This is a genomic window from Helicobacter sp. NHP22-001, from assembly GCF_030270165.1.
Classification (GTDB): domain Bacteria; phylum Campylobacterota; class Campylobacteria; order Campylobacterales; family Helicobacteraceae; genus Helicobacter; species Helicobacter gastrofelis.
Map to the genome: position 1 here is coordinate 1 of NZ_BSWS01000020.1, position 11362 is coordinate 11362.

Below are 11362 nucleotides of genomic sequence, written 5' to 3' on the forward strand. Positions count from 1 at the left end.
CTGGATCTTTGGGGAATGCCAGTGGTTATTATAATCTAGCTCTCTTGCATTCAAATGGTGAGGGTGTTATCCAAAGTTACCTCAAGGCTGTAGAATACTACCAAAAAGCTATAGAAATAGGGCATGCTGGTGCTTGTTTTAATTTAGGTCTCTTGTACTACAATGGTCGGGTCATCTCACAAGACTACTCCAAGGCTATAGAATACTACCAAAAAGCTACAGAGTTGGGGAATAGTAGAGCTTGCATTAACTTAGGTAACATGTACCTTGAAGGTCAAGGTGTTTCCCAAGACTATCAAAAAGCATTAGGGTACTACAAAAAAGCTGCTGAAATGGGGGATACTGGAGCTTATATTAACTTAGGATTTATGTATTACAACGGGCAGGGTGTCCCCAAGGACCACACCAAAGCCATTGAGTGTTTTAAAAGGTCTGCGGATGAGGGGAATGCCGATGCTCGTTTTAATTTAACGCGCTTAAGAGATAAGAACAATCTAATTCTAGACCTTTTAAAGCTAGAAATAAAAGAGAAGTTTGTCATGTTTGCACACATGACAGAGGCAATCATTTATCAAGGAATTGTGGGCAAGCAGGAATTGCTAGAAAAAACACTACACATGGCAATTATAATGGATGGGCATCAACGAAAGTGGCATAGGTATAGTCGGCAAAAGCTAATAGAACAAGGAGCGTATGAAACGGCACTAGCAATGGCAGCAACAGTGCTACAAGGAGCGCACATTTTAGCAACACATAACCAGGACGAGATGCTAGAATCTGACTTGCGGATGCTCGACTCCATGGATATAAGGAAACAGGAGAGCATGATGTCCTTGCAACAAGTACTAAATGCTATAGAGAGGTATCTTTAACAAAGATAACAAGAATAAAAAATACTCTCAGTAGAGCTTGAGGGCAAAAGACCTGTGGGGCGGCCTAGAAGGGTGTGGCTGGGAGATACAACAGCCACACACACAAGAGTGGTGCAATGGAGTGCAAAGAATAAAGCCAACCCACAAGCTCAAGGACAAGACACGCAAGGCGCGCAAACAGAGCAACAGCAAGAACTAGGCACTTCTAAGCTCTCTAGCTCAAAAGAGCCTCAAAAGGCAAGGGGTAAAAAGCCTAAGAAGGGTAGCCAAGACAAGACCACAGCAAAACAAGACAAAAAGGCTAATGGCAAGTCTTGAGAATAAGGATCAATCCTTGCAATAGAGATTGCCAGCCATCCCATGCCACCAAAGAGTTTATAAAGAATGCGTTTTATATGATGGACAACACAATCCCACCCAAAGACCAAACCAACAACTTGGACATATCTACACATGGCTAATCAAGTTTTCTTTAAAAGTTCGCAGAGCATGGACGCAGTGCCCGATCGAAGCGTTGCGCTCATCATCACTTCACCGCCTTACTTCAATATCAAGGATTACAGCAAGAACGGGACACAGAGCGACAAGCACTCCACAACCCACACAAACGACCTTGGCAACATTGACCACTATAAAACCTACCTTCAAGAATTGTTGCGGGTGTGGCAAGAATGCGAACGGGTGTTAGAACCCAATGGCAAGCTTTGCATTAATGTGCCCCTCTTGCCTATGCTAAAGAGTGCCTACAACACCCACCACAATCGGCACATTTTCGATCTTAAAAGCGATATAGAACATAGCATTCTTGAGCATACAAGACTCTATTTGCTTGATCTCTACATTTGGAATCGTACCAACACCACCAAGAAGCTCATGTTTGGCTCTTACCCCTACCCCACGAACTTTTACGCCCAAAACACCAGCGAGTTTATCATCATCTTTGTCAAGGATGGTAAGCCTAAGAGAGTCAAGAAAGAATACAAAGAAGCTAGCAAGCTCACCCAACAAGAATGGATAGAATTTACCAAACAAATTTGGGACATCCCCATCCCCAACAAGAGCGATCTAGCCTTTGGAGAGCATGCCGCCATCATGCCCGAGCTGTTGGCTTATAGACTGGTTAAAATGTTTTCGTTTGTCCAAGACATTGTGCTTGATCCCTTTGCCGGGAGTGGGACAACACTTAAAGTCGCCAAAGAATTAGGCAGGCAGTATATAGGCTATGAAATTTACCCGCACTATGAGAAGGTGATTAATGCTAAGTTACAACAAAATCTACTCCTTAGATGTCTTTGAGTTTTTAAGGCTGTTGCCCGAATCTAGCGTGGATTTAGCCATCATAGACCCGCCCTATAATCTCAAGGTGGCTGCGTGGGACAGCTTTAAAAGCGAGCAAGAATTTTTAAACTTTAGCTATGCGTGGATAGACGCTCTCTTACCCAAGCTCAAACCCACAGCGAGTTTTTATATTTTCAACACCGCATACCATTGCGCCCTTTTTCTTGCCTATTTGCAAGGCAAGGCGTGTTTTAGAAATTGGATCACATGGCACAAGAAGGACGGCTTTGCCAATGCAAGAAAAAAATTCAACAATGCCAGCGAAAGCATTTTGTTTTACACCCTAAGCACCCAATATACCTTCAACTGCGATGCCATTAGAACTCCCTATGAGAGCACGGCAAGGATACAAGCAGCCACCAAAAAGGGCATTCTTAAGAACGGCAAGCGGTGGTATCCTAACCCCAAGGGTAAGCTTTGCACCGATGTGTGGCATATCAGCTCGCAAAGACACCAAGAGAAAGTCAAAGGACGGCTTGTCAAGCCAAAACACCCTACGATCAAACCCTACGGCTTGATAGAGCGCATGGTAAAAGCCAGCAGTCTCCCCAAAGGTGTCGTGCTCGATCTCTTTGCCGGGAGTGGTCTTGGCTTGCAAGTGTGCCAAAACCTAGACAGGCTCTATTTGGGGACAGACATTAACCACCACGAGGTTAAAGAGCATGCGCTTAAAGAGCGTGCAGTAGGCTAGCGTTTGTGGTCTGCATTAAATCCTTCAAGTCGGGGTTGTATTTGATATTCGTGTCAAACACGCAAGAAACCACATGGGGCGGGATTTGAAAGTCCTCAAAATCTATATCAAGCTTTTTAAACTTGGCTTGTATGTTTCTGCTCCCATTTTGGGAGATTTGGGCATGCTTGTAGCCATCGATCAAGATCATATTCTGCCAACGATCCAAGATAGAAAACTCGTTTTGATCCCTAGCCAAGGCTAAAGGCACAATGTGGTGCAACTCAAACCCACTCTTGCGCATGGCTTGCCTGTCAATCTTGTGTTGTTTGAAATATTCTTCTTTTTCGGCTTGCGATCGCTTGAGTTTAGTCTTGTTCTTAATAAGCCCCATATCCCCCACTCTCAAATTCAACTCCCCTTCCCGCACATCGCCCACGCCAAATAACACACTCTCATTAAGCAACATAAACATCTGCTGGGCTTCATTGATCCAGTTATGGTAGTCCCTAAAAGCTGTCTTATTACACCCCATATAAACGCTGTTCTCTTTGGGGTTTGCGTATTTTTTCATGCATTGCACAATCTGTTCTCTTTGGAATTTAGACAGGGCTCTAAACTCTTTGATCAAAGCTACAATGCTTGTTTGGCTAATCTCTGTGTCCGAGGCAAAAAAGGCAAATTCTTCCAAACCTATGCTTCGGATATTGTGATGGCTAAGTTCAAGCATTAGAGCGTACAGCGTGTTTTCAAAGCCCCCATGCAAGTTTGTGAGCGCGCTTGTCCAAAGTCTATTGAGTGTAAAAGGATTGGGCTGTTCTTGCAAGGCGGTTTGCAAGAACTCTTTGCCAAGTGGGCTAAGATTGACATAGTAGGTAATGTGGCGTTCCCCCACTAAGTTTAGTCTTAATTTTTTATTAAACCTACGGATCAAGCTCATGCGCTCCATATCCACAAAGAAATTTTTACGCAGGCTGTCTTGGGTGATTCTGCCTAAAGCACGGGATAATTGGTTGGTCATCTGCGCATATAAAGCTTCTTCAGGATGATTACTGGGTCTTTTAGACAAGTCTGTGGTTCTAATCCTCAAATACGAAACGCCATTGTGTTTAGGAGCTTTCTTGTGTTCTAGGGCTTCTTTTAAGGCTTTCAAGATAGTAATAATAACCTCTTTAGTGTAGCGGTTATGCTGGGATAGGTGCAAGCCCCGATAAGTGTCTTTTTGGATTCTTTGGAACAAATACCTTGTTACATTGCCCGGAATGCCTAAACATACATCGTTTTTCAAATCCTCCAAAGTATAGCAGTAAGACAAAAAAATCTCCTAACAGAAAGGGATCACTAATGCCTATATTAACATAAAAACGAAAACCTTCATAAATCCCTCACAACCCTCATACCTCCCAAAACCATAGTTTGATACTCCTAGCCCCTAACCTTGCGCCCTATACCTATTTAAAAGCGATTTAACGCTATATTTGCTTTACCACTTTGCTTCATTCTACTTTTTCAAAGACATGTCCGCCTTCCCAATTGCTTTTTTTCACGCTCCCCAAAGACATGATTACTCCATAGTCATAGATACTTCAAGACCAAAATCAAATTCTCACTTCAAAACCCTCTCTTGGGGGTTTGAGGGCTTGCCCCAAAGCGTTATAGACACTAAAGCGTCAGATTGGTTACTGGTTACGTATTATGGTTACGTAGCGCACTCGCCCACGCACGCGTTTTTCCTTTTTTTAAAAGTTTTTAAGAGTTTTTATACATGTATAGCGCATGGGGGAATTGTGAATTAATCTTGAATGATTGTGAATTAACATGGAGAAATTGTGAAATTAAGCTAGAGAAATTGTGAATTAGTATGGAGAAATTGTTGAAAAGCCTTGAACTATTTTTAAAAACCCTGTATAATTCCCAAAATTTGGCATAAATCTTAAAGGGAAGATCGTTAAATGGATGAAAAACATCTCACATACAAACGACTCCAAGCTCTAAAATACGACTTAGATGCCGTGATGATTGCTGAAATGCAAAACTCGAACAATTTAGAGATATTAGACAGACTGTTTTTAGAAAAGAAACAGATTGTCAAAGAGATTGTCATTGTTGTTTTAGACAACAAAGAGGTTTTGGAGAGCGGAGAATGTGCAGAGTACATCGATGTTACGCCAAAATCTATAAAAGATGCGGAGCACTATCTACGCTTGTTGGAAAATATGGAAAAATCGATAGAGCACACCACTCGAGATTTTGTCAGAGAGCGGTTGCAAGAAAACCTATGCGATCTGATAAAAAACATGGTTATGATTTTTACGAGTTGGTACGCCTGCATTAAAAACCAAGAAAGCTACGAATCATCTAAAGTAATTGCCACACCTTCTCCAAGCAATTCTGCACACATTGCTAGATTAGATCCGCCTGCACAGAGAATCTTAGGTTTAGAAGAAGAACAAAAAAAACAACTAGAACCACAATTTCTACAGCAAGTGACTAGAAAAAAAGAAACTATAACCCTCGAACTACAACAAGACCTACCCACAATTGTTGCGCCCCAAGAAATGAGAGTTCCAGAACCACAAGAAAACTTAAACTCAGCGGTTCAAACAACCAAGACTCCCATTTTGGCAAGAGATTTAAGCATCGCAAATAAGGGACAAATCATTGTCCACAACAATATCTATAAGGTCAATCTAGGACATTTGAGCGAGTTAGAAAACAATTTACTTTTTAGCCTTTTTAACCGCCTAAAGGATAAGCAAGACACCATTGTTGTTTTTGATAAAAGAGAAGTTAAGCTATTGGCAGGCAATCCTAAAATGCCAGCAGATCGGCTATTGTCTGTAACAAAAAAATTAGTTGATAACCTTATAAAAGCAAACTTTAAAAGCATTATAAAAATGGATAGTGGCTTGGTCATAGAGCGTAGCGCAACATTGTTTAGCATTTTTGAAATAGGCATACACGATGGGATGTTTCAGTTTTTAAAAGTGCAGGTCAACGCTCCCCATTTTACATACTTGCTCAACAGCATAAGTGCAAACTTTACAGCGATGCAACTCAATACATATGTTTCCCTAAGTGGTAAATACACCAAAAACCTCTTTAGGCTATTTGAACGCTTTAAACACGCAAAGAACTCCAAAGGATATTTTGAAGTTGTTGAATACCGAGACGATTTAGAGGGTTTCCGCAACTTTATGGGCATTCCTAAGACTTTCACTATAGGCGATATAGACAACTACGCGCTATACCCCGCCTTTAAACAATTAGCAGGTGATACACATCCCTATAAGGCTATTAAGTATAAAAAGGTTAAAAGGCCGGGCTTACGAGGGCAAAAAGTAACAGGCGTTGTCTTCACCATCACACCCAACCCCACACTAGAAAAACAGCAAAAGAAACAGGAACAGCAAGAGTCACAGAATCTTTACAGAGATGAAGCAACTAAAGAAAAAGAAATCAGTATTTTAAAAGATATGTGGCAAAAGACGGTCGATTTACACACAGCAGAACACACCTTTAAAAACTTGCGTTTTGCATGCTACCAACATTCTAATGACACAGGCTACATCATTGGGCTATTTTTTATTAAAGACAGAGAACATGGAGCCTTCCAATTAGAGAGAAAATGGGCTGACAAATGTCCTGACTTGCTTAAGAATTTTAAGGGTTTTGTGGATGACAATCAACTTGAAAATTATTTTACGTATGACTTTAAAGACATAGACCAATTCAACAACATGGTGAAATTCACTCCTCTCCATACAGAAGCCCAAAAAAGAGAAATCCAAAGTTGCCATGGGCGTTTAGGTGAATTTTTTGAAAACAATAAACCCCAGTATACCTTTAGGAAAGTCAAGCTAGTGGACACAAGATTTTCAAAAATAGACATGCGTGTCATTGCTTTATTTGAGATTGTCGATGGCACTGACAAAGATTTTTACATGGCGGAAGAACACAAAGCACACATTGAAACTTTTGGGGTGGATGGACAAGAATATTTTACACACATTTTCACAAACCCAAAGAATTTAATCAATAAGTTTGTGAAAACTGCCTATACAACCACTGCCTAAATCCTCTACAACCGTAACCTAAACCCACACTCTAGCACACCCTCATCACTCCTAGAACCTTAAGACAACCCAAACCTATAAATCAATACAAACAGAATTAAGCCCCCACGGCGTTTGAGTGGCAAACTAGCGAAACGAGCTTGCGAGTGTCCTACGAAGTGGGTCGCCTAGTTTGCAAACTAGGCGACCCCATATACAGGGGTTTCGTTCGCAAGCTCACCGCCTAGTTTGCCCTTGCAGGGAGCTAAAGACAAAAACAAAAATGATTTTATGCTCATGACACGCTAAAATCTTTGGCAAACACATTGGAGGTGGAGCAATGGGAAACATTGCCTCAATCAATTTTAAACCTACAAATAATATACAACTACAACATAACGACCGCTCATTACCGCCCACATACTTGCTAGCCAAAGAGCTTGGTTATGGCTGTGAGTGGAATAGAAGTGGGGATAATGCTAGAGTGTTGAGAGATGAGCTAGTTAGACAAGCCATAGAGCAATATAGGCAAAACTTCAATCGGTCTTTTAAATCCACTAGCCACCTTTGGAGTGCCGTTCTTAATATCAAGCCCACCACAACCATGCAAGACCTAGAAAAGCTAGCAAAACACTTTAAAGACAAATACGGATTTCAATGTTATCAAATTGCTATCCATAGAGATGAGGGACATGTTGATGAAAGTGGTAATGTTTGCATCAACCACCATGCCCACATGGAATTTGTCATGCTTGATGCGCTCACGGGTAAAAATGTTTTCCGCACCATAAACCGCCAACACCTTAGAGAAATCCAAAGCGAAGTTGCGAAAATTTTAGACATGAAAAGGGGTGAATACAAAGGTAACTTTGATGAATTTGGCAATCGTGTTAAAGGCACGGGCAGAAAACGCATTGAGCCTAGGGCTTACGCACAACTCATGGAACAAGAGAAAGCAAAGCGCATTGAACTAGGTAAGAGCAATGCTGAGGAAGTTTCAACTTACAAGGAACAGATTGAAAGTTTAAAAACAAATGCCAAGAACACCAAAACAGAATTAAACACCCTTAAACAAGAAAAAAATAAACTAGAACAAGCCAACACCACACTACAGCAAGCTAACACCACTTTAACTAAAGAGAACCAAGAGCTCAAAGATGGTAAGGCGGAGTTAGAAACCAAAAATACAGAGCACGCCAAAGCCTTGCAAACAATACAGCAAGAAATAGCCACGCTCAAAACCACTAACCAAGAGCTCCAACAAGAGAACCTAAAGCTCAAGCCCATGTATCTCACTAAAGAACAAATTAAAGCAAGGCGTTTGGCAGAGAAGCAAGAGCTCATGGGCAAGGGCTGTCCTAAAGAAGCCTTTAGAGAATTGAGTGCCCTAGATGATGAGAGATTGACACAAGCGCAACTAGATGCGCGTATTTTAAACATTTGGCTTAAATACGCTCCAAGCTACATTGCTAACCTAGAAAACACCAATGCTAACCTAGAGCAAGAAACCCAAGCCCTTAAAACAGAGTTAAAGACAGCCAAAACAGAGGCAAAGAGTCAGGCACACATTAAGACTTTTGAAAAGCAAGCCACAGCTCTCATTAGAAAGTATGTAGCCCCCGTTACATCTGGTGTAGTGGCGCATATCCAAGCCAGTGGTGAAAAGATCACAGAAATCCATCAGCAATGCCAAGAGGAGATGTTACAGCAAGCAAGTGTATGTGTGGTGTTTGGGGAAGAATTGAAAGCAGGCAAATTCAAGATTTGGAATGACATTAAAAAATTTTTTGGTAAGGGGGTTAAAGACCCTATAACCTACGAATATGTAGAGTGGGGCAAAATCCATTACAGAGAGCTCAATAGGCGGGAGCAAGCCATAAAAAAAGATTTAGCAGACACCCTTAACAAGCACAGCCAAGAGGTGCAATCCATCAACAATCAAGCCTGTCAGGTTATCTTAGGAGCTGTAGAGAGTGTTAAGAATGAGATTACCAAACTTGCCACAGAGTTTAAGGACAGTGCAGAGTATGGGGCAGAGTTATCGAGCACCAAAAGGCAAGTTGAAAGCTTAGAAAAAGATAAAGAGCGGTTGCAAGGTAAAGTGAGTGTCTTAGAGAAAGAAAAAAAGTCAAGTCAGCAAGAGTTGCAAGAAGCCCAAGCAAACAAAGAAGCCCTTAAACAGAAAGGCATTGAGAATACAGAGCTTAAAAATGACTTAAAAAGTGCAAGTGTAGAGCTACAGACCACGAAAACCACGCTACAGACTACACAGAGCAATTTAGAAACCACAAAGGCAGAGCTTGAAAAGACAAAGGCACAATTAGAGAACACACAGGGCGATTTGGGGGCTTTGGAGATACTAGAGGGTGCAATGTATGCCAAAATCGCTGAAATAGGCAAGGCAAGCCCCGAAGTGGCTCAGGCATTAAAGATCAGAGCAAACAATACATTCAACGACCTTGCTAGTCTTAGGGAGGAGTTGCCAAGAGCTTTGGCACAAGTGAAGGCTGGCCAAGAAAAACAAGAGCAAGATCAAAAGGGGGATGGGTGCAAGCATATTTAGCTCACTTTTACATTAGTTTAAATCTATTATTTATATTTTCAAAGTATTAGTTTAATTTATTGTTAGTTAAAATCAAAGTAACTCTTTCAGTTCATATTTTTTTAATATTTTTTAGTGAGCCAAGAGAGATTATTTTCATTTTTTAAAAAATGAATTGCATTGATTTGAATCTATCTTCTGGATTCATTGACTAGATTTTTCAAATAAAAATTTTAGCCCACACTCTTTGCGGTGGCAGTAGAAGTCAATAAAGTTTGAACATATTATTTGTATTTTCAAAGTGTTAGTTTCATTTATTGTTGTTAAAAAGCGTAATTTCTACTTTAGTCCCCTAGTCTTGCAATAACGCAAAAAACTCACAAGCTTGGGTTTTCTAGGACAATCCAATAACTTTAAAATGGCTGAAAAGTTTAGCCCTTTCTCTCTGTAAAGGCGGATTGTATCTTGAAAAGGGTCTAGTGGGTGATTTTTGTTAAAAGTGCCTTTCTCACGCCCCAAGTGTTGTCCTTCAGCTTTTTTAGCCACCAAAGCAGATTTGATGCGCTGTCTTACCATCTCTCGTTCAGCTTTGGCTAGATAGTTGTAAATGGTTATGATTGGCTCGCCTAGTGCATTGTTATAGGTGCTTAATTCGGGTTGTCCTACAAAGCACACAAAAACACCGACTTGGTTAAAATACTCCATTAAATTCATCACTTCAACCATTGAACGCCCCAAGCAAGTTAATTTAGCCACTAGAAGTAAGTCGCTTTTCTTGAGCTCTTGCTTGAGTTTATCAATATTGTGTTTCTCTTGTGCCTTTTTACTACTCATTTCTATTTCAATCCATTTGTCAATGGTGAGATTCTCTTTTTGAGCGTAGGTTTCTATGTCATGGCGTTGTTTGTCTTGCTCATGTGTATCTGTAGATACACGCACATAGGCTATCACCCTTTTAAGCTTGGCTTGTGGGACTTTATTTTCATCTATAGTGAGGACAATGTGGGTAGTTTGTGTTTCTTGCACTTTGGGCTGTGTTGGTTTTTTTGCCCTAGTCTTTTTTGTGGTTTGTTGAGCGATTTGCTTGCCTTGCTTGTTTGGTATGGTTTGCTTTTGAGCTCTTGGCTTGCTTGCTTTGGGATCAGCTTGGCGTGTTTCTTTGTTAGGTGTGCCATCTTGGCTGTTTGTGCTGTCTGTCTTTGGTTTTCTAGGCATTTTAAAACATTTGATTTTGATATACGCAATATTACTATAAAATGTTTGAAAATATAATAGGTTTTTACGAATATAGGTTAAGTGCAAAAGAATATTAAGATGATGAGAGAAAACAAATCTAGACATTGCTTAAGCGACAGGAATCGACACAAGCCGTAACAAAAAGCTTTAGTTGATTATTTTTTGTACATGTTATAATCAGCACTCATAAACTCACATTCCAAAACTCATAACTTAGGAGGTTTGATGTCTCAAGAAGGTACTAAAGAGGAATATTTCGAGAAAGCGGTGAGAGCTTATAAAGAAAGAGATTATCAAGAAGCCCTTAATTTATTCCAAAAAGCTACTGAGATGGGAGATGCTGATGCATGCTATAACTTAGCGATTATGCATGACAGTGGTACAGGTACTCCTGCGGACTATTCTAAAGCCATAAAGTACTACAAACAAGCCGCAGAAGCGGGAAATGCTAATGCTTGTTACAATTTAGGCAACATGTATCATAACGGACAGGGTGTTTCACAAGACTACTCCAAAGCTATGGAATACTACCAAAAAGCTGGATCTTTGGGGAATGCCAGTGGTTATTATAATCTAGCTCTCTTGCATTCAAATGGTGAGGGTGTTATCCAAAGTTACCTCAAGGCTGTAGAATACTACCAAAAAGCTA

9 protein-coding genes are annotated in these 11362 nt (G+C 40.6%); 7 read left to right on the plus strand and 2 right to left on the minus strand.

Features of this window, described 5'->3' with window-relative positions; translation table 11 throughout:
* The 4 genes from QSJ47_RS07860 to QSJ47_RS07875 form a co-directional block, all read left to right on the plus strand.
* A partial coding sequence (locus QSJ47_RS07860; protein WP_285602982.1) for a tetratricopeptide repeat protein occupies positions 1-872 on the plus strand: 872 nt, incomplete at its 5' end.
* Positions 873-926: 54 nt separating this feature from the next.
* Positions 927-1190: a hypothetical protein gene (locus QSJ47_RS07865; protein ID WP_285602983.1), complete on the plus strand. Its 264-nt coding sequence runs from the start codon at positions 927-929 to the stop codon at positions 1188-1190.
* A 135-nt stretch (positions 1191-1325) separates the two neighbouring features.
* Complete coding sequence (locus QSJ47_RS07870; protein ID WP_285602984.1) at positions 1326-2168, plus strand: DNA-methyltransferase; 843 nt, start codon at positions 1326-1328, stop codon at positions 2166-2168.
* Positions 2128-2901: a DNA-methyltransferase gene (locus QSJ47_RS07875; protein ID WP_285602985.1), complete on the plus strand. Its 774-nt coding sequence runs from the start codon at positions 2128-2130 to the stop codon at positions 2899-2901. The genes QSJ47_RS07870 and QSJ47_RS07875 overlap by 41 nt, the downstream gene beginning before the upstream one ends.
* Here QSJ47_RS07875 and QSJ47_RS07880 read toward each other — a convergent pair.
* Positions 2879-4195 (minus strand): type II restriction endonuclease subunit R, encoded by a 1317-nt coding sequence (locus QSJ47_RS07880; RefSeq protein ID WP_285602986.1) that lies wholly within the window; start codon positions 4193-4195, stop codon positions 2879-2881. The two genes, QSJ47_RS07875 and QSJ47_RS07880, sit on opposite strands and share 23 nt — an antisense overlap.
* Positions 4196-4895: 700 nt before the next feature.
* On the opposite strand from QSJ47_RS07880, the gene QSJ47_RS07885 reads away from it, so the two are divergent.
* Both QSJ47_RS07885 and QSJ47_RS07890 read left to right on the plus strand, forming a co-directional pair.
* Positions 4896-6956, plus strand: a complete 2061-nt coding sequence (locus QSJ47_RS07885) for a replication initiation protein (RefSeq protein ID WP_285602987.1) — start codon at positions 4896-4898, stop codon at positions 6954-6956.
* A 319-nt stretch (positions 6957-7275) separates the two neighbouring features.
* Positions 7276-9498 (plus strand): coiled-coil domain-containing protein, encoded by a 2223-nt coding sequence (locus tag QSJ47_RS07890; protein WP_285602988.1) that lies wholly within the window; start codon positions 7276-7278, stop codon positions 9496-9498.
* 318 nt (positions 9499-9816) lie between these two features.
* On the opposite strand, the gene QSJ47_RS07895 is transcribed toward QSJ47_RS07890, so the two are convergent.
* Positions 9817-10692: a recombinase family protein gene (locus tag QSJ47_RS07895; protein ID WP_285602989.1), complete on the minus strand. Its 876-nt coding sequence runs from the start codon at positions 10690-10692 to the stop codon at positions 9817-9819.
* 246 nt (positions 10693-10938) lie between these two features.
* Between QSJ47_RS07895 and QSJ47_RS07900 the strand changes: the two genes are divergently transcribed.
* Positions 10939-11362 (plus strand): tetratricopeptide repeat protein (locus QSJ47_RS07900; protein WP_285602990.1); only part of this gene is annotated, 424 nt, incomplete at its 3' end.